We start from the raw sequence: 24,755 nt of genomic DNA, 5'->3' as shown, positions 1-24,755 counted from the left end.
AAAATAATATTAAAGCATTAAATGAACAATTTAACACTTAAAAACTACCACTTCGCTTGTTGGAATAAGTTAGGATCAAAAATTGTTGCATTTAGATTTTTCGGAAATTGAATATTGTAATATTTTTCTATCATTTGTAATTCGCCCATGCTTTTAAAAATTACTTTTTTTGCCACCCAATAGCCTTGCATCTTTTCGTAATCGGAAAATACAACATCCATTTGTTTTCCCTTTTTATAAATAATTCGATGCATGTATAATCTTTCTTTATCTATCCAAAATTGCGGGATACTGTCATTTCCTTTTTCTGCGCCTACCACATAAACAGCTCTGCCATCAAAAACATCTTCACGAACTGTATTTAAATTATAACCTAATGAATCTAATGTTTTGCAGGATTGTTCAGGCTGTAGATAATAAATATCAAAGCCAACCAATAACAAATCATGAATAAACGGTCGTGGTGTTTTCGCCACCCCATCTTTTATTCCGGTTACCGTATTGTTGGCAAACACAACACCGTTTCCGCTATTCATACTGTCGTATTTAATTACCAATTTTCCCGGGAAGGAGGCCGCTTCATGCCAAACTTCTTTTCGTTCTTCTTTTCCGTCCTTATAAAAAAAAGCATCCTGCGTAAATGTAAAATAGGTGTACCATTTTCCATGATACATTTTATACATTTCATTAATGACATCTTTACCGCTCTGTATTTTTTGAGAAAATACCTGAACCGATAAAAAAAGCAGGACTAAAAATAATTTGTTTTTCATGTAATGAAGTTACAACTTCATTCATGACATTTACTCACGTAAAAAAGGGGATTTATCTAAGCCAGTTTCTGATAAGTTTGCCACCAACGATCAGGGATTTCATTGTTTACTGCCATAGAGTAATCCTTATACGAGCAAGGAATTAAAGTATGCCTTTCAAATTTTAATCCTTTGTGTGGAGGATAGGGGATTTCCATCCACCAACGGTCGCTTTTTTTACTCTTATAGAAATTAATTTCATATTTCTCATCCTGTAACACCACATTAAAACGGATGTAATCAGGATTGGTGCGCGAAGGATAATCACTTTTACGATTGTAAAATCCGTCCATGAAACACCAAATCATTTGAGCAGCTAAGTGCGACGTTTTTCCGTACGCATCAAATGCCGGATTGATTTCGTAGATACCCACCGAAGTTAATTTATCACTCATGCCGGCATAACGCATAATCTGACAAGCTTCCTCGGCATACAAACCGTTAGGAGAGGCATTTGGATTAGCAGGAGCATCGGCATGCTTAATGGAAGTAATATCAAAACTAATCATGTCGGCCTGACGAATGATTGGCTCTGCTTCTTCTATTTTATCGCGTATTTGTCCTAATCGATAAGCATCAAAATATAATTTAGTCATCATGGCTGTAGAAGCCGGACTCACCAAATACGTTTGATAACCGATATTACTGTAATTAAATAAATAATTCGGTTGATGTAAAATGATCTTTCCTAAATAAGAAGTGTTAGTGATATCATCTTCCGGATTTCCTAAATCAAAAATAGAATCAATGGAAGCGATATTAATGGTTTGTTCCAAATCTTTGTAACCTAAAAATTGTGCATAGGTTAAATCCTGACTGCCGCCAATGATAACCGGAACAATATTTTTACGAATTAAAAAATCGATGCTTGCTTTTACAGCATAATAGGTATCATCCACACTATGACCCGCCATAATATTTCCTAAGTCTACCACATTAGCTCTGAAGTTACCGCTATATAAACTATATAAATAATTTCTTACTGTATCGGGAGCTAATGCGCAACCTTCATTATTCACAGCATTTCTGTCTTCGCATACACCAATAATGGCCATATCTATGTTTTCCAATTCAGGAAACTCATCACCTTCTTTGTAAATTTTAAAGTCGTGACCAAATTGTCCTTCTACAAATTCTTTATTTTCAACTACCATGTTGAAACTTACCGGGGTGAAAAAATGCGCTATATCCGACATATGTTATTGTATATTGCTAAAGTAAGAAGTCACTGCGTTGGTAATATTTCTAATAAGCAAAGTAATTAACAGTCAGAAGCTAAAAAACACCGAGTTTTTTAGGTGCTAATGAATTAACGCTTTACTTAATAAAAACCATATAATTTAACTAAAAATCAGGTGTTTGTATCGAAATAATTTATATATCTTTAATGGATTAAATAAAATCTATACCCTATGAAATTAAACACGAAAAGTGGTTATTCAAAAACGAAAGCAATAACCTTCTTGGCTGTTCTATTAGTATTATCGAATTCAGTATTTTCTCAAGCAACGGCTTGGGCTTGGGCTAAAAGAGGTGGTGGAACTGTTAACGATTTCGTAAGTCGTACTATTGTTGATGCCTCCGGGAACGTTTATGTAGCCGGAAGTTTTGAAAGTGTTTCCATTACCGTTGGAACCATCACTGTTAATAATGGCGGTACTTCGGGAAGAGATATTTTCATTGCTAAGTATAATTCGGCAGGCGATGTTCAGTGGGTACAACGTATCACAGGAACCATGAGTGAGTATGTTACCGGTTTAACTTCCGATGCATCGGGAAGAATTTATGTAGTAGGGCATTTTATTAGTCCGAGTATTTCATTCCCACCCTACACAGCTGCCAATTCAAACACAGCTTCACCAACCAACGATATGTTTGTTACCTGTATCAATTCATTGGGTACACCGCAATGGTTTAATACCTATGGAGGAACCGGTCAGGAGTTACCCGGAGGATGTGCATATTCAAATGCTGTATCCGGATTATATGTTGTAGGAACTTTTTATGATCCAACTTTATCTATTGGTGCTGTTACATTAAACAATTCAAGTTTAACAGGTAAGGCCGAAGGATTTTTAATGCGATTTAACAGCAATGGGAGTGTTAATTGGGGTAGAGTATTGGGTTCGTCTTCTTGTGATGAATATGCAAATGATGTAGAACCTGACGTGAATGGAAATCCGAATGTAGTTGGAACGTTTCAAGGTTCCATCACAAATGCGACAACTACCATTGGTACGAGTACCGTTTTAACAAGTAATGGCTCTACAGATTTATGGTTAGCAAAATATTCTTCTGCCGGAACCTTCACATGGGCACGTAATTTAGGAAGTACTTCCAGTGATTTTCCAAGCAATATTGATGTGGATGGTTCCAATAATGTGTATGTTGCAGTTAGCGGACAAGGCGCGATGAATTTCGGATCATTTGCATTACCGAATAGTGGTGGTTACGATGGATATCTTGCAAAATATAATTCATCAGGTGTGCCGCAATGGGCCGTAAGAGCTTATGGTGCTAACAATGATTATGCGGGTGGCGTTACAGTGGATGCTGCAGGTAATTCTTACTTCTTAGGTTATTTTGACGGTAGCACTTGTACTGTTGGTACATCTACCATGTCAAATACATTTCTTGGAACTTACGATTTGTTTGTTGCTAAATATAACACATCAGGCACATATCAATGGCAGGCAAAGTCAACAGGAACTGCTAATGAAGCACCGGCTGCGGCAATTGATGTAGATGCTATTGGAAATGTATACGTGGGCGGTTATGTTGATGGAATGGGCGTATTCTCTACTAATACTGTAACGTCGGTAGGTGGTTATGATATTTTCTTAGCTAAAATCGGTTGTTTAACAACAGGAATTATTGCGCCACTTACGGTATGTACAGGCAGTTCGGCCACACTTACCGCAACCGGTGCCACAACCTATTCTTGGAGTACCGGTGCTACGAGTTCCAGTATTGTTGTTTCTCCAACAGCTAGTGCCGTATATACGGCTACAGGCACAACAGGCTCTTGTGTCGGTACGCCTGCCAGTGCCAGTATAACTTTACTTCCTGCAAGTGTTAGCGCGGGATCTAACATAAACTTATTATGTAAACAAAAAGCGGTCATCAATGCTACTTGCAGTCCGGCGGCAACTTCTGTTGCGTGGACGCCAACCACCAACTTAAGTAGTTCAACTATTTTAACACCATCTGTTACCGGAAATTTTGGAACAACCATTTATACCGTAAATGTGAATTTAAATAACGGTTGTTCTAAATCGAGTACAGTTGCCGTTCAATCCGGCGCACAAGCCCCGAATATTTGTATGGTAACTGTTGATAGTTTAGGAAACGACAATGAAATTTATTGGGAGAAAACCTTGTATCCGCGTGCCGATAGTTTTATCGTGTATCGCGAAACAAGTTTAAATAATTACACGCGTATTGGCGCAGTGAGCCGTACAGCGTTTAGTATGTATGTAGATACCAATAGAAGTATTGGTCCGGCTAATGGAAATCCAAACACCAGTTATTACAGATACAAATTGCAAATAAAAGACAGTTGCGGAAACTTGAGTCCGTTAAGCTTATGGCATGAAACTATTTTTATTCAGGATCAATTGAATGGTAACTTCAATTGGAATAGTTACGCGATTGAATCTACAACGGCAACACCAATTTCTATTTATAACTTAAAACGTCGTACGCCTGCAACAGGTACAGAAACATTAGTAACAAGTACCACAGGAAATTTAGCAACCGACCCTGCCTATAATACCTTCTGGCCTTTAGGGGTAAAATGGTTTGTTGACGCGGTTGGGTTTAACTGTAATCCTACTGCAAAAGTGTTAGTGCAAAAAACCAAAACACGCAGTAACCAATCTAACGATAAATTATTCCCGACAGGAATAAATTCACTTGCTATTTTTAATGAAAATATTCAGGTGTATCCAAACCCGGCTAAAGATTTAATTAATGTTGATTTGACTTCTTTATCAAAAGAAGAAATTACCGTGGAGATAAAAAATGTGTTAGGTCAAAGTATTTACCAAACTCAGTCTTTAAATCAACATATGGTGATTAATGTTTCTACACTTCAATCGGGTGTATACATGTTAATCGTTAAGCAAGGTAATCAGGAGAGCATAAAAAAAGTAGTTATTCAATAGATAGTAAATTGAACGAAAGGAGCCTGAATTGTTAAAATTCAGGCTCTTTTGCATTATTAATGGCTGCAATTAGTTGATAATTCTACCTTGTTATATCAGGAATTTTGTTACTTTTAATCTATTATTTTTAAATATCATGAAGAAAATTATTTCGTTCTTTTTTATCGCATTTTTAGTTGCTTCAACTAATCTTTTAAAATCTCAAAATTATGTGTGGGCTCGTTCGTTCGGTAGTCCTACTTACGACGATTGGCGTGCAACTGCCATAGATGCAGCCGGAAATGTTATTGCCGTAGGTTCATTTTCAGGTACCGTCGATTTCGATCCGGGTGCAGGTGTTTATAATTTAACAGCTACTGCAGGTGGTGATGATATTTTTATTATGAAATTAACTTCTGCAGGAAATTTCGTTTGGGCTCGTCGCCTGGGTACTACAACTGACGAAGTTGCAGCAGATGTTATTTGCGATGCTTCTTCCAATATTTATGTTGTAGGTAGTTTTAACGGTACCGTAGATTTTGATCCGGGAGCCGGTGTTACTAATCTTACATCTGCAGGTAGCAGCGATGTGTGTATGTTTAAATTAAACTCTTTAGGAAATTTTGTTTGGGCACGTAAAATGGGTGGTACAGGTTCCGACTGGGCAAGCGCCATTGATATTGATAACCTTAACGCTAACGTTTATATCACCGGAACTTTTATTGGGACAGCGGATTTTAATCCAAGTGCTACAACCAATAACTTAGTTATTCGTGGCGGACAAGATATATTTGTTGGAAAGTATGATGTAAATGGAAATTACGTATGGGCTCAATCGATGGGAGGAACTGTAGCTGATTACGGATATGATCTAAAAGTTGATAATTTAAATAATTACGTTTATTGTACAGGTATTTTCGCAGGAACTACAGTTACTCTTTCTCCGGGATGTTCTTGTCCAACCTATACATCACAGGGAGGCAGCGATTTTTATGTTGTAAAATTAACCTGTAGCGGAGGCGGATTTAACTCTGCCGCTGTGATGGGCGGAACCGGAACTGATTATGGTGTTGGTATTACGCTGGATGCTAATAGCAACGTTTTTGTTTGCGGACAATTCAGTGCGGCTTGTGACATGGATCCGGGACCACTTAACCAATCATTAGGTTCTTTAGGAAGTGCGGATGCTTTTGTGTTGAAATTAAATTCAACACTCGCTTATCAATGGGCTAAACAAATTGGAGGTATAAATACACAAAGTGCTCCCGAATGTGTATTGGATCCGGGAGGAAATGTTTATGTAACCGGCGCCTTTGATGGAGTAGTAGACTTTGACCCTAATGCCGGAACTTATACTTTACAAGCTCAAGGTACTAATCAGGATTGTTATGTTTTGAAATGGGATAACAATGGGAATTTTGTATGGGCAAAATCATTTGGTAGCAATAACCTTGGTGATTATCCTTCCGACATTGATTTAGACACACAGGGAAATGTGTATACAATTGGAACATTTTGGACTACCGTTGATTTTAACCCGGATGCAGGCGTTGCGAATTTAACAGCTGTAGGACAAACCGATGGTTACATTCAAAAGTTAAGTTGTACTTTACCTTCAACTGTAACTACAACGGCATCTAATTACACGTTATGTGCCGGAACTGTTACAACATCACCTTTAACTTTATCCTCAACTGAACCTCTTACTAATTATGGATGGACTGTAGTAGGAGCAAGCGGTGTTAGTTTTTCTCCAACTACAGGTACTAATACCTCAATGAGTTTTACAGCTTCTAATACTTTTAGTGTAATCGTAACTGCCACTAACGCTTGTGGAACTACCACTACCAGTGTAAATCGTATAACGGTTAATCCATTGCCAACCGTTACCGGTGTGGCTTCACCAACGGCTGTTTGTACAGGAAGTTTGTTAACCTTAAACGGAGCCGGTGCCTCAACGTATACTTGGAGTAGCGGAGTAAGCAACGGAGTAGCCTTTACACCAACAGCAACACAAGTTTACACTGTAACCGGAACGAATTCTAATAACTGCGTAAACAGTGGAACGATTAACGTAGCGCTAATTAATAATCCAACTGTTACAATCAGTGGAAAAAATTTAGTGTGTTTAAACAAACCACAAGTTTTAACGGGTAATGGCGCATCCACTTATACTTGGTCGCCTGGTACAGTTGCTAACCAAACCATTTCAGTTACACCAACAGTAAATACCGTTTATACAGTAAGCGCTACCGGATCTAACGGTTGTCGCAACTCCGCTACATTTACAGTTAATTTAGTTAATCCGCCAACTCCGGATATTTGTCAGGTTACGGTTGACAGTTTAAGTGTTAATAATGAAATCTATTGGGAGAAAACTTTATATCCATCTGCCGATAGCTTCATCGTTTACCGTGAAGTAAGCTTAAATACTTACAAACGTATTGCATCGGTACACAAGTCTGCATTTAGCATGTACGTAGATACGAACAGAAGTGTTGGTCCGGCTAACGGCGACCCTAACTTAACCTATTATAAATATAAATTACAATTACGCGATTCTTGCGGTAATTACAGCGCCATGAGTAAATGGCACGAAACTATTTTTATTCAGGATCAAATGAATGGTAATTTCAATTGGAATAGTTATGCGATTGAATCAAGCGTGCCACCGGTAACTATTTATAATGTAAAACGCAGAACGATTGCCACCGGTACTGAAACATTAATTGCCAGCACCGTAGGAAATTTAGCGAACGATCCGTTTTATTCATCTTTCTGGCCATTGGGTGTAAAATGGTTTGTAGATGCCAGCGGCTTTAACTGTAATGCTACCGCAAAATACGGTGTCAATTCACCAATGGTTTTAAAAACCAAAACACGCAGTAATCAATCAAATGACAAAATCGGTGCAACTTCTATTGCGGATTTAAACGCTTTAGCATCGCGTATCAGTATTTATCCGAATCCTGCTAATTCAGTCATGAACATCGATTTAAATAGTTTACCAAAATCTGAAACGACGGTGGATTTAGTAAATACACTCGGACAAACAGTCTATTCAGTTAAATCATTAAATCAGCATTTAGTAATCAATACCGAAAGTTTTGCTGCCGGCGTTTACATGGTGCAGATTAAACAAAACGACAAAATCATTGCCGTTAAAAAAGCGGTAATTGAAAGGTAAAAAGGTCTTTTTTTCAAAAATTCATAAAGCCCTGAAGTCTTCGTACTTCAGGGCTTTTTTTGTAAATTAGAAGCTTGTTTACAAAACTTAAATACGCTTTATTTCTGTTTCTTTTTGCGGCTTTAACCATCCGGGCTCAAAAAGGGGAGTATTTCATTCATAATTATTTACCCAAAGAATACAACCAGGGTGCCAATAACAACGGGGTAGCGCAAGATAAAGAAGGTCGTGTGTTTATGGCTAACCAAAGTGGGGTTTTGGTTTACGACGGACTCAACTGGCAAATCATAGCCTTACCGGATTTGATTCCGGCCTATAGTATCATTAATGATTCGGAAGGAAATATTTACGTTGGGGGTGATAATGGCGAATTTTTTACCATTGAAAAAAACAAGAATGGTCGCTATGTAAGCGTTTCTTTGAAAGGAAATCTTAACACCAACGAGCAGCCGCAAGAACCCATCAAACAAATTCTTTCTTTAAACGGGAATCTCTATTTTTTATCTGCCGATAAACTCATCGAGAAAAAAGGAAATTCTTACCGCGCCTATTCACCGCAAAATGCTTTTCACATCCGTGCTTTTGCCATGGGGAAGCATTTGTTTGTAACAGACCTTGACAATAATGTGCTGGTGCTCGACAATGCGGTGATGAATTATGTAGCCAACACCGAAAGTTTAATTTCTGAAAAAGCATTTTTTAATTACCGCATCAACGCCAACACCTTCGCGATGGGTTATCGTAATCTCGGGATTTACAAAGTCACTTACGATTCCATCACGCCTACCAAAACCAAATTTGAGAAATGGAATAACAGCAGCGACGCGGAATTATTGGAGTCGGAGTTTAACAACGGTTGCGAATTAAAGGACGGAAACTTTGTGATTACTTCCAATAAGAAAGGCGCTTTCCTCATCAATAAAAATTTAGAAATCATTAAACGCTTAAATTCTAAAACCGGAATTTATGAGGATAATGTTAAGTCAGGATTTCAAGACCGAAACAATAATTTATGGTTAGCCACTTACTATGGGGTTTCCTTTGTAGAGCTAAACTCCAAATTATTTAAATACGATCGTCAGACCGGCATATCAGGACTCGTAACCGGTGCAGCCTATTACGATGGAAAATTATTTGTGTCAACCGATAAAGGCGTACAGTTTTTTAATCCGGTTAATAATGTCTTCGAATTTTTGCAAGGTTTCAACAAGCAAACCTGGAATCTCACCAAAATTGATAACGATTTATTTATCTCTACCGAGAAGGGTGTTTTTATTTACGACGGAAAAACCATCCGACAAGGAAACGACACGCGCAGTTTTTGCATTTTATCCGACCCTTATAAAAAGGAATTAATTTATACAGGTACCGATGAAGGTGTGGATGTGTACAGCTACATCGAGAAAAAATTCACCTATATCAAGACCTATCAGTTAAACATTCCGGTATTAAGTTTAGCCTCCGATTTTCATAAGAATATTTATTTTGGTTGCGCCAGTAACGGTATTTATTATTTGAATTACTACCGTTCCTTCTTATTGGATTCTATTCAAAAGAAAGAAGGATTACCTCAGATGTTAGGCGAGAATTACGTATTTACTTATAAGAACAAATTATTAATTGGTACCGACAGCGGCGTGTTTGCCGTAAGAAAAAGAGCCGACAATAGAGTAGAGTGTATTAAATCACCTGAGTTTTATACCGCGACAAAAAGTTCCGAAATATTCAGAGCGGCGGAGTTGGAAGGCGATTTAATTTGTTCGCAGTCGTACGAAAATAGAAAGCTCAACCGCATTGAAAACAAAGTGATTTATATTACTTCCGAAAACGGAAAAAGCTATATCAACAACGAAATCACCAATAAATTAAAAGACACCAAAGTCAACTTAATTACTTACGACAGCTTAAACAAAACAACGTTTATTTGTACCGACGAAGGTTTGTTTTTAGTGAACAAGCAAAAAGAAAAATTAAAACGCTCTTACAACTTCTTTCTAACCTCCGTAATTTCTAAAAAAGATACCATCATCAATAACGTAGCGTCGGGGGATGATGCTTCCGGCTTTGATTTTAATATTACTTATTCTCATAATCAATTGAGTTTTATTTTAGGGTATAATTGCTTTGAGAATAAAAACGCGGTTGAATTCAGTTACTGGATTGAAGGCAGCGATGAGGAAAATTACAGCGTGTGGAGTACACAAAATAACATTAAAACCACCAATTTACCCGAAGGAAAATATATTTTTCATGCCAAAGCCCGCTGCGACATGAACACCAAAGAATTAGAAATACATTTCCCGTTTAAAATCTTGCCGCCATGGTACCGTACGGTGTGGGCCTACATAGCTTACGCGATTTTATTTGTTTTATTCGTGGCCTTAATCGTTAAATTATATTCAAAGCGATTGGTGGAACAAAATTTAAAACTCGAAGCTGTTATTAAACAACGTACTGCCACCATTGAAGAGCAAGTGAATATGTTGGAAGAACAAAAGCACGAACTTCAAACACAGAAGAAAGAAATCACCGATAGTATCAATTACGCGCAGCGCATTCAGCAATCCATTTTACCATCTTACGCTGAGATTACCGCGGCGTATCAAGATACTTTTGTTTTCTTCCAGCCAAAAGATATTGTAAGTGGCGATTTTTATTGGTTCAGCAAAGTTAACGAAAATGAATTTTTAATAGCCTGTGCCGATTGTACCGGACATGGTGTTCCGGGCGCTTTCATGAGTACGATTTGCTCTGAGAAACTAACGGAGGCCGCCTTGCGCAGCAGTGAACCTTCACAAATTTTATTTGAAGCCAACAACGCCATTAAAAAAGTATTGAAACAAGATGCCACGGCCGATGGTACCAATAAAGACGGTATGGAGATTGCCCTCGTTAAATACAATCATAAAACAAAGCAATTACAATATGCAGGTGCGAATCGTGCGTTGTGGATTTTTAAAAATAACGGCGAGTTTGTAGAAGTAAAACCAACCAAAGCCAGTATTGCCAGCTTCACGCCATTTAATTTTAAATATGAATTAAGTGAGGTGGTGTTAGAGAAGAGCGACATGGTGTATTTAACCAGCGACGGTTATCCTGATCAGTTTGGCGGAGAGTACGGAAAAAAATTCATGGCAAAGAACATGAAAGATTTTTTACGCGGCATCAAACATCTGTCTGTTGAAGAGCAAAAGCAATTGGTAAAAGATAAAATCAATTCCTGGAAAGGAAACTACGAGCAGGTAGACGATTTATTGGTAATCGGATTAAAAGCTTAGAGCTTCTATTTCTCAATTATTTCTTTTAGTTTTTGTAGAGCCTTAGGATACGTGCCATCAAAATAGTCTTCGTATTCTTCGATTACATCAATATCAACGCTCAAATGGGTGAGGCCGTTGTTTTCTTTATAGGTATAGTTCTCGCAGCCGCCGGCCCATTTCTCTACATCCGGACCGGTGGTAATTTCATCATCACCCATCAGCATACCAATATGTTTAATGGAAACAAAATTAGCGGGAATGTGTTCTGCAATCATGGAGATCATTCCGCCGCGTTTACCATCTTCACCTGTACCTACAAAATACATCTTCGAATCTTTGTTCCAGTTGCCTTCGAAAGTAGAAGTTGGATTGAATTCGGCCGTCCATTGTTCGTAGGTTTTTTTGTTATCGATACCAAGCATGGTTGCATAAACTTTAGCAGCCGGTGCTTTGATTTGAACGGAATAGGTTTTTTTAATCATGGGTTTAAAGTGTTTGAGCGTGTTTTGCATAATTATTTAAAATCATCTGCCAGCCTTGTTGTTGCATGTCTACGGGATTTTCCGTTTCAGCATCAAACACGGTTGTTACGGTAGTGCTGTTGTTTTGCTCAACAAAAGTGGTGGTAGTTTTACGACCATCGCCCATGGTATAAGTGATTTTTTGCAGGGGAATAATTTCATCGTAGATGGCTTCAAAATCAAAACCGAAGCTGCCATCTTTGGCTTCCATGCGGGCTTTGTATTTTCCGCCTACACGCAAATCATTCTCAGCGCTCGGACATTGCCAATCATCACTGGCGAAATTCCATTTAGTAATATGTTGGGGCAGGGTATAAGCTTCCCAAGCCTTTTTGGCATTGGTATTGATGGTGACTGTTACGGTTACTTTCATTGTGTATTTATTAATGGAATAAAGATAAAAAATAATGGAAAAAATTGAGATTAAAATTAAGGTGAGTTTGTATGATTAATAGAGTGTTTGGAAGATGAAGATTATGCCTGCTGTCGGCTAGCCCCTGTTAATGATTGTGGCTACCGAAACGTATACTTAAAGATACAAATAAAAATTTTATCTCCATCCCAATATTAGATGCTAGGCGCCGGCATTAAAATTCATAGTCAGTCATTACACGTAATCCGAGAATTCCTCTCTTAAATGTGTAAGTGATTCTTTCAGTCGGACCGATATTTTCAACACTGATGAATGTCCTAATGCCCCAAAAATCTTCATACTTGTTGTTGTCGAATGAAATTTGGGTGCTCATTTGTCTGTCAGGCTGTGATAAATTTGTCCGCCCACTAGCTGCCCAATAGTAGCTTCTGTGAAATTTGTAAGTCTCTTTTTGCTCGTTGAAACTAATAAAGTAGTTTAAGCAGAGAATAATATTTATTGAAAGAGGAAAAACTACATAAGCTTTCAAAGCGGATTGTTTAACTTTTCGTTTCTTTAACACTAGAAAACCAACAATGCCTAATAAAAAATAACTTGCGATTAGCCAATTGGTGGGAATCAGTGTCTGGCATCCAATTGCAAGAAAAATATAGATATTAATAAATGTCGCAAAAAAGCTAATTATTGATGCATAGATTTTTCTTCGGTCTTCGCTTCCGTCATCGACAGGGATGTTTACTTTAATTCTTGGTCTCTTTCTTGGCATGAACTTGAGCTTAACTACAATTTAGGACTGATTTAATCATCCCGATAGGTATACTAATTTACTCAAAATCTTTATACAATAAATACTTTTTGCGTATGCTTTTAAAGGCGCTGATGTCGTTTTGCCACGTGGCGCGTATTTCATTTTCGCTTTTGCCGGCTTTTATTTGCTCTTTTAATTCATCATTGCCGCTGTGCCAGTTAAAGTTCTTATCCATAAACTCCGGCACTTTTAGGTCGGCATAAAATAATAGCAGCCATTTTAATTCTACTTTCCGCGGATGTTTTTCTACAAAGTTTTCTTGTCGTAAATCTACACCGTAACAAATTTGGTCTTTATACTTGGGTTCTTTACTCAATACCGTTGCTTTTGGAGTAAAGCTAAAGGTTTGCTTACTGTATTGCGGATGGCCTAAAACTTCAAAAGGCATATCAGTTCCTCTGCCAACACTCATCACCGTGCCTTCAAATAATCCCATGCCGGGGTACATTAATACGGCGTTTAAATTGGGTAGGTTAGGCGAGGGCTTCACCGGTAAATTGTAGGTCATGCTGTGCTCGTAATTTTTTACGGGTATAACGGTGAGCTTACAACGTACGGTCTTTAATTCAAAGCTGTCTTTTTTTACAGTCTTTACTTTCGTTTTTAACCAGCCTTCTTCATTCGCCATGCGTGCGTATTCGCCGGTGGTCATGCCATAAACAATCGGTACATTATGCAAGCCTAAAAAGCTTTTGTATTTGTCTTTCATCACCGGTCCGTCTACATAAAAACCATTGGGGTTCGGACGATCCAATACAATCACTTCTTTACCTTGCTCGGCGCAGGCTTCCATCACATAACACAAAGTTGATATGAAGGTGTAGAAACGTACACCTACATCCTGAATATCATACACCACTACATCAATGCCTTTTAAATCTTCGGCCGTTGGTTTTTTGTGCGAGCCGTATAAGGAAACAACGGGTAAGCCTGTTTTTTTATCGATATTGCTTTTTACTTTTTCCCCTGCATCCACATTTCCTCTAAAGCCATGTTCCGGTCCGAATATTTTTTTAATGTTCACTTTTAATTTAATCAAGGTGTCAACAATGCTGGTGTTTCCAATCACACCGGTAACGTTGGTAACAATGGCTACCTTTTTTTTCGCAAGCAGGGGTAAATAGGCGTTAAATTGCTGCGCACCTAATACTACGTCTTTTTCACTGAGTACTTTTAATGCCTGCGGTTTTAGCGAATAGCTGATAAAAACAAGAAGTATAACAAGGACTTTATGCATTAAATAGTATTTTTGTGTAGAGTGAGCGCCGAAAAATACATAGCCGACCGAATCACCCTTTCTAACAAAGGTAAAAATAACATTTCTAAACCCATTGTGAAAATTGGTATTACGGGCATTGCTTTGGGTATTAGTGTGATGATTCTGACTATCTCCATTGTATTGGGCTTTAAACAGGAAATCATCACAAAAATCACCGGCATTACTTCGCATATCACCATTAACAGCATGGGCATTAACAGCTCTAACGAGCGCGACCCGGTAAGGTTATCGCCCGACACGTTAAAAATGATTAAAGCCCTGCCTTTTGTGAAGCATGTGCAGTCGGTAGCCACCAAAAACTGTATTATTAAAACCAAAGCCGAAAATGAAGGCGTTTTATTAAAAGGCATTGATGCCAATTATGATGTTGAGTTTTTAAAGCAGTATTTGAGTGAAGGCCGATTGCCGCAACTAAGCGATACAGCAGTGAGCAAGGATATTTTATTGTCGAAAAAGCTGGCCGATAAATTAAGCGCTAGTGTTGGTCAGAAACTCATAGCTTATTTTATCACCAAGAAGAAATTAAACGATACAACTTTCAGTGGTTCTAATTATGTGGAATTTGAACAACGCTCGCGAGCTTTTACCGTGTGTGGCATTGTGAATACCGGCTTTTCTGATTTCGATAATAATTTGGCTCTGGTGGATTTAAAACACATTCAGAAATTAAATTACTGGGACGAAGGTCAAACGGGTAGCTACGAAATATTCATCAAGGATTTTTCGCAACTGGAAGCGAACACGGAAGCTGTTCAGGATTTAACGGGTTACGATTATCAGGTTTTGCCTGTCAACGAAATTTTCAGCAGTTTGTTTTCCTGGCTGGAGATGGTGGATGTAAATGGTGTTATCATCATTACCTTAATGTTATTGGTGGCGGGTGTAAATATGATTACGGCTTTATTGATTTTAATTTTAGAGCGCGCCAACATGGTGGGACTGGTAAAATCCATGGGCATGAGCAATGCGTCGGTAAGAAAAATATTTTTCTATGTGTCGGTGAAATTACTCGCCAGAGGATTAATCATAGGAAACATCATTGGAATAGGAGCGGTATTGATTCAATACTTCACCCATCTCATCAAATTAAACAGCGATACGTATTATGTTGATTTTGTACCCGTGATTTTTAACGTGGGATACATTGTGCTCTTAAACATGGGTATAATTATTAGCTGTATGCTGATGATGTTTTTCCCCACTTTAATTCTCACACGCCTTACTCCGATTCGGACATTGAGGTTTGATTAACCCCCTCGCCCGTGACCCCCTCCCGCTTCGCGGACTCCCCCTTAAAAAAAGGGGGAGAAAGATTTCGTTTTCAAAAAAGAATTTTAAGAGTAATAATGCTTTCTCCCCTGCTAAGGGGAGATGTCCGAAGGACAGAGGGGTTATGGTTTTCTAGAATTTAATCGTCTGATGCCAATCAGTTGATCGTAATAGGTGCCGCGCTGACGGTGATACACGTAAATGCTGTAATCGTTTTCGGTTTCCCAATGATTTCCTTCCACCATAGTTTCATCGCCGGCTTTCGTATTGTCGCTTAAAAACGCGTACATGTAATTGTAATAACCTTGTTTTAAGTAGAGCGTCCATTTGTAACCTTTCTTGGAATAATCGTACTCCATTTTATTGGCTTTATCCAATTTCCAATTACTCATTTTTCCGAGTAAATAAAAATTACCGCTTGCTTCAGGAGCCGGATATGGCAAAAAGAAATGCACGTAGGCATAGTCCGCTTCCGTATCCTGATTACCGTTCATGTCTTTATTCTTAATTAAGAAAGAGCCGTTGAAATCTGGATAAAAAATATAATTTTTAATACGACGATTTTCTTCGGGCGTGAGTTCAATGTGATTCTTATTGTTTTCGTCTTTATAACTGTTTTGAATGCGTTCGGTGTAAGTGCGAAGAGAACGCGTATCGAAATAACGAAACTCATTGCCGCCATTAAAGGTGCTGGTGTTATCGAGCGAGTAAGTTAGTTTTTGTGGCGTATTAAACGTTGGTTTGATATCATATACCGCATTATCCCAACGGTTATTTTGAGTAAGTACCACTTTTAAATCGACATGGTTATTCGTGATATCGTACGACGAATTAATAATGGAAAAATCGATGTGCTGCTTTTCGTATTGCGCGTCATCGCCAATGGCTTGCTGAATGGTAGAAACAACCGTTACCTTCTCATCGTACACCATAAAACGGCGACTTAGCACTAAATCTTTCTTATCGCCATCTTTATAAACGTAAACAATGTAGTTCCCGGATTTGGTGAGAATCATGTTTTGCGTTGGAAAGAGAATGGAGTAGTGCGTGTATTTCTGCAGCGTATTGATGGAGAAACTAAAGTTGATGATGTTTAAATCGTAAAAGCCTTGTAAATATTCCTGCTGCATGAGATCACTGGGATTCCATTTCGCATCGCAATGAATCACACTGAGGGAATATTGTTTTTGGTCGCCATCCAAATCATCAAAACTCAAACGCAATTGCTCACCGGAATTAAATTTAATGAGCGGCGCCGAAAACTCCCAGGTGGATTCGTAAAGTTGCGCGGTTTTAATGTTTGGTTTGTAGATATAATCTTCGTAGCGCAATTGATTATCGTTTACATAATCATCTTCTTGCGCCAAATAAGCATCACTAAAGCCGAGTAAAAGGAACAGAAGAAGATATGTTTTATGTAAACGCATAAACGTGATAAATCAAATGTATTGCCAAAAATACAATTTGAAGACAATTAAATGGATAAATAAGATTTATTAACGATTAATGAGACGCTTTATTGTAAAGTCTCACGCGGGTTTCCTGCTTATTTAATAAACGGGTAATGTTCTTACGGTGTGTAATCACTAATACCACAGCAACCAGGATTGAAAAAATCATCAGATTCGCGTTATCGTTTTTAAAGATCACATTCAAAATAATCGGGAAACTTAAACCGGCGCTCATTGAGCTTAATGAAACATAACGGGTTGTAAATAATACCGCCAAAAACACCAATAAAGCTATTGAACAAGCTACAGGATGAATACAGATAACTACTCCTAATAAAGTAGCAACACCTTTACCGCCGCGGAAGCCGGCAAAAATCGGGAAGATATGTCCGATTAAAGACGCCACACCTAAAGCAATTTGAAAATTGATAAAGAAATCAGAACCCGGATCGAAGCCGCTTGAATAGGATAAAGCAACGGCTGCACTTCCTTTTAAGATATCGATGATTAAAACGGGAATCCCGGCCTTTTTACCCAATACTCTGAAAGTGTTGGTGGCTCCGGCATTACCGCTTCCGAATTCACGTACATCTATATTAAAGAACAGCTTGCCAATCCACACCGAAGTAGGGATAGAGCCTAATAAATAAGCTGTAAATAAAAATATACCTATATAAAGAATTTCCAAGGGTTTAAATTTTGGTTAAGCAAAAATAAACTAAAAATTAAGCTAAGGGCATAAAAAAACTGTTTATATAAGTTAATATACAAACAGTTTTTTGTTAATTTATTGTTTATTAAGCATTTAAAGGCTTAGTAAGCACCTTTTAATTTAACTGCCTGCTCAATTTTTTGAAGGGCAGTAATATAAGCAGCAATACGCATGCTGGTTTTGAAACGGTCTGCATTATTCCAAACACTTTCAAAAGCGATTTCCATTTTGTGGTCATGCTTTGTATTTACTTCATCTTCTGTCCAGTAGTAACCGGCTTTGTTTTGTACCCACTCAAAATAAGATACAGTAACACCACCACTGTTCGCTAAAATATCCGGAACGCAGATGATTTTCTTGTCGTTTAAAATAACGTCAGCTTCCGGACGAGTTGGTCCGTTTGCGCCTTCCACGATTAATTTCGCCTGAATTTTAGCTGCGTTTTCTTCAGTAATTACATTTTGTAAAGCTGCAGGCACCAATACATCACACTTCGAAATCAATAATTGATTCGAAGGAATTTCGGTTGCACCTGTAAAGCCTTTTAATGTGTTTTTATTTTTTGAAGCGTATTCTAAAGCCGCTTTAATATCAATTCCGTTTTCGTTATAGAATGAAGCGGTATGATCACCGATACCTACAATTTTTAATCCTTGTTCAGATAATAAACGTGCGGCATGAGAACCTACATTACCAAAACCTTGAACAACCGCCGTTACGTTTTTAGGATTTAATCCCATTTTCTTTAAGGCGGCTAAAGTATTTACCATTACACCGCGTCCTGTAGCCGCATCGCGACCTAAAGAACCACCGATAGCAATTGGTTTACCTGTAATTACACCCGGAGAATCTTCTCCTGTTACTTTATTAAATTCATCTAAAATCCAAGCCATTTCGCGTCCGCTTGTTCCCATATCAGGAGCAGGAATATCGCGATTAACACCAAATACATCTTTCATGGATTTAGCATAGGCGCGAGACAAACGCTCTAATTCGCCAACACTCATTGCACGAGGATCACATTTAATACCGCCTTTTGCACCACCGTAAGGTAAGTTTGCAACAGCACATTTAAAGCTCATCCAGGCAGCTAAAGCCATTACTTCATCTTGATTTACATCCATTGCATAACGGATACCGCCTTTAGAGGGACCGATAGCCATTGAATGCACAACACGGTATCCTTCAAAAACCTGAACTTTACCATTATCCATCATTACAGGTAAACTTACTTTCACCTGCTTAATAGGGTTCCTTAATACTGTTGCAACATCATCCGAAAGGTTCATTAATTTGGCAGCCACATCTAAGCGGGCCAATACTGCTTCAAACATACTTTCGTGGGTTGCAGCAGCTGCGTTAGCAGTTTGTGTCGACATATTTAAATAGTTTTAGTTAGCTGGGGGTTAAAATTAATAAATTTTATAATATGCCAGCAATATAAAATTAACCCTGCGTTTTTAGATAAAACAGGTGTTTTTGACGATTAAAATATTAACAAACATTAATTTGCGAATTGAGCACTTTACCTCTTATTTTACATTCTGACTCATGGAAGAAATTTGGAAAATATTACCTGTGTTTTTTGCAGGAATGTTGGGTTTTGGCAAGATATCGGTGCCATCGGCAGTTGGATTATTCGGCTTTAATCATTTCATGGTATTGGGTGTAACCTGGGCGGGAGGATTAACAGGTGTGGTATTGTTTACGTTTATCAGTGATGTTTTTTTGAAATGGATTGAGCGGATTAAAAGTAAATACTCGAAGAATCCGCAAAAGCCAAAGCGCTTTACCAAGGGTAACAGAAGAATTATTAAAATCAGAAAGAAGTTTGGAATATGGGGCATCGCGTTTTTTACACCCATTGGATTGTCCACACCGGTTGGAACTTTTATTGCGGAGCGCTTTTATAAAGATAAACGAAAAGTGATTTTTGTGATTGGCAGTGGTGTGTTATTCTGGTACACGCTTATTTATTTCCTCATGTTTTTCTTTAAGGAATCGTTTAGCAAATTTCTTTGATGCATTTATTTTTTGATTTGGATAATACCCTTTGGGATTTTGATTTGAACTCATATAGGGTGTTACAAAATCTGTACTCTTCACTTGAATTGAAGGAAAAACTTAATGTAGAATTCGATAATTTTCATTCGTTTTATAAAAGGAAAAATGATGAGTTATGGCATTTGTATTACAAACAAATGATTCAGAAATCGGAATTACGATACAAACGTTTTTACGATTCGTTTTTAAATTTCGGACTGGATGACATTGAATTAAGCAAACATCTTTCGGAGGAGTATGTGCGTATTTCCCCTTATTCAAAAGCATTAAAGCCGGGTACGGTGGAAACGCTGGAGGCCTTAGTGAAGAATCATGAGTTACACATCATCACGAATGGTTTTAAAGAAGTGCAGAATATTAAAATTGATAATTGCGGATTACGTCCCTATTTCAAACAAATTATTATTTCGGAAGAACATGGTTTAACAAAACCGAACATCGAAATATTCCGATTGGCGCAAGAGAAAGCCCAGGCTACAAAAGAAGAATGTGTAATGATTGGTGATAATTGGTTGAGTGATATTGAAGGCGCTTTAGGAGCAGGGTGGAAGGCGGTTTTTTATAAGGTGAGTGAGAGGGCTTTGTTCGAGCATAAAAATCTTTCGGTGATTGATCATTTGAATCAATTGCCCGAATTGTATTAATTATTTTTCCATTAAATGGGAGTGCTCTACTTTACAAATCTGACTTAAATACCGTTTAGACCATTGATTGGCTTTTGCTTTCGCCATGAGATGTGTTGAGTTTTGACGCCACACGTTTATGGCTTCCATGCTTTCCCAATAGGAAATAAAGATTCCGGTATTACCGTTACTCACGCTTTCATAACCCAGATAACCGTTTTGTTCCTGTGCTAATCGCATGGTTTCATCATCCATTTCTTTATAACCTTCCAGGTTATCCGACTTAGTGGATGAAAAGATAACAGCGTAATATCCTGATGTGGGTGGTGATTTTTTCCAGGGCATAATTATATTTTTATTCCGATTATTAATACATCGTCTACTTGTTCGTTATTGCCTCTCCAACTTTCAAACTCAGCTAAAATCTTTGCTTCTTGTTCGGCAGGACTTAAATCTCCGGTTGCAATCAGTAATTCTTTTAATGCTTTATATTTAAATTTCTTTCCGTTCGGTCCGCCAAATTGATCGGCATACCCGTCGGTGAAAATATAAACACTATCGCCGGCTTGTAAGTTCTGCTTTTGTAAAGTGAAAGTTTTGTGTTCTTTAATAAAAAAACCAACGGGCTGTTTATCGCCGTTAAATTCTATTAATTCTTTGTTCCTGATTATCCACACCGGATTGTTAGCGGCGGCAAATTCAACCTCAGTCATATTAGAATTAAAACTCAACAGGGCAATGTCCATTCCGTCGCGTGAGCGATTTGTTTCCGATTGCTTAAGCGCGTTTATGATTTTAAATTTTAATTGATTTAATATTTCCGAAGGATTGGTGAGGCCTTCATGCTCAACTAACTCATTTAGAAAATTATTACCAATCATGCTCATCAATGAACCGGGTACGCCATGTCCGGTACAATCCACCGCTGCAATTAGTTTTCTATTATTCTTTTCGGTATACCAATAAAAATCACCACTTACTATGTCTTTAGGTTTAAATAGCACAAATGATTTAGGAAAAAGTTTTTGCTTTAATTCTTTAGCAGGAAGTAAAGCCTCCTGAATGGTGGAAGCATAATTGATAGAATCGGTTATCTCTTTGTTTTTATCGTCTACCTCATGCTTTTGTTTTTCTATGATCGTTTTTTGTTTTGCTGTTTCCTTGTATTTAGTGTAAAGAAAAAATGAAAAAACCAGAATGATGATTAAAATTACTGTGATAAATGCGATTGCTGATTTTTGTCGTCTCGAATTTTGTTGAAATTCTAATTCTTTTTTTTCGGTTTCGAGACGTGTTTTCAATTCCTTTTGTTCAAACTCAAACTGTAGAGTTTTTTGGGTGAACTCACGTTGTATATCGGCATTACTTAAACTATCTTTTAATTTAATAAAGCTTTTGTAATGGAATAAAGCATTTTTAGTGTCATTTTGTTTCTCGTAAAAGTCAATTAGCATTTGGTGTACATCCCGTAATAGATCCGGTGCACCGGTTTCTGAAGCTATTTCATAAGCTTTAAAAAAATGTGATTTCGCCTCTTTTAAATTGTTTTCCGAAGAGTACACCAATCCAATGTTTAAGTGTGAAATAGTTAATTCCCATTTGTTATTTTCCGCTTCTTGAATAACAGCGGCTTTATTAAAGTAATCGAGGGCTTTTTGATTTTGACCTTTAATTCTTAATATCTCACCCAAATTGTTATAAGAATTCGCTATACCTGAACTATCCCCGCGTTCTTCTCTTTTACGGAGTGCTTTTTCGTGATAGCTGTAGGCGATGTCGTATTGTTTTTTTGTATAATAGATGTTGCCAATGTTGTTGTAGTATATGGATAGATTCGCGTTCTGATTTGATTCGGACAACTTAACCGCTTTAAGATAACTTTCAAGGGCTTTATCGTACTGTTTTTGTGAAAAGTAAATAATTCCAAGTGTATTATAACTTGCTGGCAGAAGTTCTGAGTATCCGTTTTTTTCTGAAAGATGTATTACTTTTAAATTAGCGTCCAGAGCGGCCGTGTAATTTCCTCTGCCTTCTGCAACACGCCCTTGAATGATGGTAGCATAGGCTTCCGCTCTTTTATATCCTAATCGTTTTCCAAGTTCACTTACTAAATTCCTAAGTGAATCGGCGGTTTCGAAATCACTTTGATTCAGGTAAAAAAACGAAAGTTTATACATATTATACAATCTGAATGTGTCTTGCGTTGGTTTAAGCACAATTTCTCTGATTGAATCTTGTTTTCGATTTTGCGCATGTGTAAATGCACCTATAAATAAAAGTATGGATATACAATATTTACGCATGCTATATTTTTATTCCAATGATTAAAACGTCATCCACTTGTTCCAGATTGCCTTTCCATTTCTCGAATTCCGATTCCAGACGAGCGCATTGTTCCTGTAAAGTCAAATTATGAATGTCAAGTAATAAATGATTTAATTGCTTGTATTTATATTTTTTTCCGGCAGGTCCGCCAAATTGGTCGGCATAACCATCCGTATATAAGTAAAGCAAACTTCCTTTTTCTGTTTCAATACTTCTTAATTTGAACACTTCTTTTCTTTCCCCAATTCCAACCGGCATTCTATCGCTTTCTAATTCGGTGATTTGATTGTTACTTATAATTACCGGACGGTTATGCGCGGCAGCGTAGTCGAGTTTTTTGTTCTTGGTGTCAACCCGAAGTAAAATTCCGTCAAAACCGTCTTTTTGTCCGTCTTTTCCAATACTGTAGATTAATTTATCACGCACAAAATTGAAGATAGCATCCGGCTCCAAAATGTTTTTCTCATTAATAGCTTCGTTAATAAATCCAATGTTCAATAAGCTCATAAATGCTCCCGGCACACCATGACCGGTACTGTCACATACAGCCAAGTAGAAATAATCATTTTTTCGAGTAGCCCAATAAAAATCGCCACTAACTATATCCTTGGATTTATGAAAGATGAAATTCTTTTCAATGTTTTCATTAATAAAGTCTTTGTTGGCTAACAAAGCGGATTGTATCTTTTTTGCATAATTAATAGAATCCAAAATTTCTTTTTGTTTTTGCTCAACCAATGTTTTTTGTTGGGTAATAATGGTGTTCGATTTCTTTTTATCGCGATATCCTTTGTAAGAAAAGAAGAGGAGTATGACAATCAAAAATAATGCTACCAATGTTATGGAAGTATTTTTCTTCTCATTAATTAACTCTTTTTCTTTATTAGTTACTTCTATTTGATATTTCAACGAGTCTTGAATTTTAGCCTTGTTGAAGGAATAATTTAATTGCATTTCGGTTATTTCCTGCTTTTTTGTATCGTTTAATAAACTGTCGCCAATTTGCTTGGCTGTTTTATAATAACGCAACGAATTCTTAAAATCGCCTGTTTGTTCGTAAGCACTCGATAAATAGTATAATAAATCTCGGCTGGTGCTTCTTGCATCCACTCGTTTGGCAAATACAAGCGCTTTAGTTAATATATCGATTGCCTCACTGTATTTTTTTTGTTGTATTAATGAATTGCCAATGTAACTCATGTTTATTGCTAAACTATGCGTGTCTTTTCGTTGCTTCCAAATATCATAAGCTTTCAATAAATATACTTTGGCTGAATCATAATTTCTTTTTCCATCGTAGATTAATCCGATATTTTCTAAATTGGCCGCCACGCCATAATCGTTTCCGGCTTTATCGTTGAAGCCTCTTGCCTTATGAAAAAGTTCAAGAGCATGCTCGTAATCCTTTTTTTCAAGATAGATTAATCCTACGTTGTTATTTATCGATGCTTGTCCGCCAATATTTCCTTTTTTGATGTAGATAATCATGGCTTTGTTATAGTACTCAATGGCTTTATCAAACTCTTTTTGAACCGCATGAATAACCGCCATTCCATTATAGCAATTCGCTTTTTTCACATCGAAGTTGTTTTTTTCTGCAACGTCTAATGATTTTACCATATAGTCATAAGCTATATCATAAAGGCCTTTTTCTCTATGCCCCAAACCTAATTCACTATAAAAGGTGCAAATATATTTTTGATCATTCAATTCAATAGCCTTTTCTAATCCTGTACGATGATACTGTAAAGATGAATCCAACATGCCATTATAATAGTATTCGCGGCCAATTGAGTAATAAGTTTTTAATAAAGTTGTGTCCACCTTGTTTTGGTTTAAGGTGTGCTTTAAAGAATCTGCTTTATCTGCAAATAAATTCACATATAGAAATAAGAGTAGAGAAAGGATGTAATTGTTAAATTTCAT

General features: G+C 37.4%; 18 protein-coding genes. 6 read left to right on the top strand and 12 right to left on the bottom strand.

Features of this window, described 5'->3' with window-relative positions; translation table 11 throughout:
- Positions 1-44: 44 nt before the first annotated feature.
- Positions 45-773, bottom strand: a complete 729-nt coding sequence (locus tag J0L69_08810) for an outer membrane lipoprotein-sorting protein (GenBank protein MBN8693285.1) — start codon at positions 771-773, stop codon at positions 45-47.
- 56 nt (positions 774-829) lie between these two features.
- Entirely contained in the window at positions 830-2,008 is a 1,179-nt protein-coding gene (locus J0L69_08805) for a formimidoylglutamase (protein ID MBN8693284.1), read from the bottom strand.
- A 216-nt stretch (positions 2,009-2,224) separates the two neighbouring features.
- Between J0L69_08805 and J0L69_08800 the strand changes: the two genes are divergently transcribed.
- The 3 genes from J0L69_08800 (at position 2,225) to J0L69_08790 (ending at position 11,422) form a co-directional block, all read left to right on the top strand.
- On the top strand, positions 2,225-4,978 hold the full coding sequence (locus tag J0L69_08800) for a T9SS type A sorting domain-containing protein (protein MBN8693283.1): 2,754 nt from the start codon (positions 2,225-2,227) through the stop codon (positions 4,976-4,978).
- 136 nt (positions 4,979-5,114) lie between these two features.
- Positions 5,115-8,144, top strand: a complete 3,030-nt coding sequence (locus J0L69_08795) for a T9SS type A sorting domain-containing protein (protein ID MBN8693282.1) — start codon at positions 5,115-5,117, stop codon at positions 8,142-8,144.
- A 74-nt stretch (positions 8,145-8,218) separates the two neighbouring features.
- The gene (locus tag J0L69_08790; GenBank protein ID MBN8693281.1) at positions 8,219-11,422 is read left to right on the top strand and encodes a SpoIIE family protein phosphatase; all 3,204 of its coding nucleotides are present in this window, start codon (positions 8,219-8,221) and stop codon (positions 11,420-11,422) included.
- 5 nt (positions 11,423-11,427) lie between these two features.
- Here J0L69_08790 and J0L69_08785 read toward each other — a convergent pair whose 3' ends face one another.
- From J0L69_08785 to J0L69_08770, 4 genes are all read right to left on the bottom strand, one after another.
- Positions 11,428-11,886 (bottom strand): SRPBCC domain-containing protein, encoded by a 459-nt coding sequence (locus tag J0L69_08785; GenBank protein ID MBN8693280.1) that lies wholly within the window; start codon positions 11,884-11,886, stop codon positions 11,428-11,430.
- A 4-nt stretch (positions 11,887-11,890) separates the two neighbouring features.
- Positions 11,891-12,298 carry an SRPBCC family protein gene (locus J0L69_08780; protein ID MBN8693279.1) on the bottom strand — a complete coding sequence of 136 codons (408 nt, stop codon included), beginning with the start codon at positions 12,296-12,298 and terminating at the stop codon, positions 11,891-11,893.
- 214 nt (positions 12,299-12,512) lie between these two features.
- A complete protein-coding gene (locus tag J0L69_08775; GenBank protein ID MBN8693278.1) occupies positions 12,513-13,064 on the bottom strand; it encodes a hypothetical protein in 552 nt (183 codons plus the stop codon).
- Positions 13,065-13,122: 58 nt separating this feature from the next.
- On the bottom strand, positions 13,123-14,343 hold the full coding sequence (locus J0L69_08770) for a DUF1343 domain-containing protein (protein ID MBN8693277.1): 1,221 nt from the start codon (positions 14,341-14,343) through the stop codon (positions 13,123-13,125).
- 21 nt (positions 14,344-14,364) lie between these two features.
- Here J0L69_08770 and J0L69_08765 point away from each other — a divergent pair, with 21 nt between their 5' ends.
- Entirely contained in the window at positions 14,365-15,636 is a 1,272-nt protein-coding gene (locus tag J0L69_08765) for an ABC transporter permease (protein MBN8693276.1), read from the top strand.
- Positions 15,637-15,776: 140 nt separating this feature from the next.
- On the opposite strand, the gene J0L69_08760 is transcribed toward J0L69_08765, so the two are convergent.
- From J0L69_08760 to J0L69_08750, 3 genes are all read right to left on the bottom strand, one after another.
- Positions 15,777-17,081, bottom strand: coding sequence for a DUF5103 domain-containing protein (locus J0L69_08760; protein MBN8693275.1), 1,305 nt, complete (start codon positions 17,079-17,081; stop codon positions 15,777-15,779).
- A gap of 76 nt (positions 17,082-17,157) precedes the next feature.
- Positions 17,158-17,787 (bottom strand): glycerol-3-phosphate 1-O-acyltransferase PlsY, encoded by a 630-nt coding sequence (plsY, locus tag J0L69_08755; GenBank protein ID MBN8693274.1) that lies wholly within the window; start codon positions 17,785-17,787, stop codon positions 17,158-17,160.
- A gap of 131 nt (positions 17,788-17,918) precedes the next feature.
- On the bottom strand, positions 17,919-19,196 hold the full coding sequence (locus J0L69_08750; protein MBN8693273.1) for a Glu/Leu/Phe/Val dehydrogenase: 1,278 nt from the start codon (positions 19,194-19,196) through the stop codon (positions 17,919-17,921).
- Between the two features lie 172 nt (positions 19,197-19,368).
- Here J0L69_08750 and J0L69_08745 point away from each other — a divergent pair, with 172 nt between their 5' ends.
- Together J0L69_08745 and J0L69_08740 are read left to right on the top strand one after the other, a co-directional pair.
- Positions 19,369-19,839: a small multi-drug export protein gene (locus tag J0L69_08745; protein MBN8693272.1), complete on the top strand. Its 471-nt coding sequence runs from the start codon at positions 19,369-19,371 to the stop codon at positions 19,837-19,839.
- Positions 19,836-20,525, top strand: coding sequence for a YjjG family noncanonical pyrimidine nucleotidase (locus J0L69_08740; GenBank protein MBN8693271.1), 690 nt, complete (start codon positions 19,836-19,838; stop codon positions 20,523-20,525). Before J0L69_08745 ends, J0L69_08740 begins: the two co-directional genes overlap by 4 nt.
- Here the strand turns inward: J0L69_08740 and J0L69_08735 are convergent, their stop codons facing one another.
- The 3 genes from J0L69_08735 to J0L69_08725 are packed head-to-tail and all read right to left on the bottom strand — an operon-like array spanning position 20,526 to position 24,755.
- A complete protein-coding gene (locus tag J0L69_08735; protein ID MBN8693270.1) occupies positions 20,526-20,849 on the bottom strand; it encodes a DUF4188 domain-containing protein in 324 nt (107 codons plus the stop codon). It lies immediately after the preceding gene.
- 2 nt (positions 20,850-20,851) lie between these two features.
- A complete protein-coding gene (locus J0L69_08730; protein ID MBN8693269.1) occupies positions 20,852-22,807 on the bottom strand; it encodes a tetratricopeptide repeat protein in 1,956 nt (651 codons plus the stop codon).
- A 1-nt stretch (position 22,808) separates the two neighbouring features.
- Positions 22,809-24,755 carry a tetratricopeptide repeat protein gene (locus J0L69_08725; GenBank protein MBN8693268.1) on the bottom strand — a complete coding sequence of 649 codons (1,947 nt, stop codon included), beginning with the start codon at positions 24,753-24,755 and terminating at the stop codon, positions 22,809-22,811.

It is taken from the genome of Bacteroidota bacterium, from assembly GCA_017303905.1.
Taxonomy (GTDB): Bacteria; Bacteroidota; Bacteroidia; order B-17B0; family Aurantibacillaceae; genus JAHEYG01.
The sequence above is the reverse complement of the archived record's forward strand: the minus strand, read 5'-3'. Positions and strand labels throughout refer to the sequence as shown.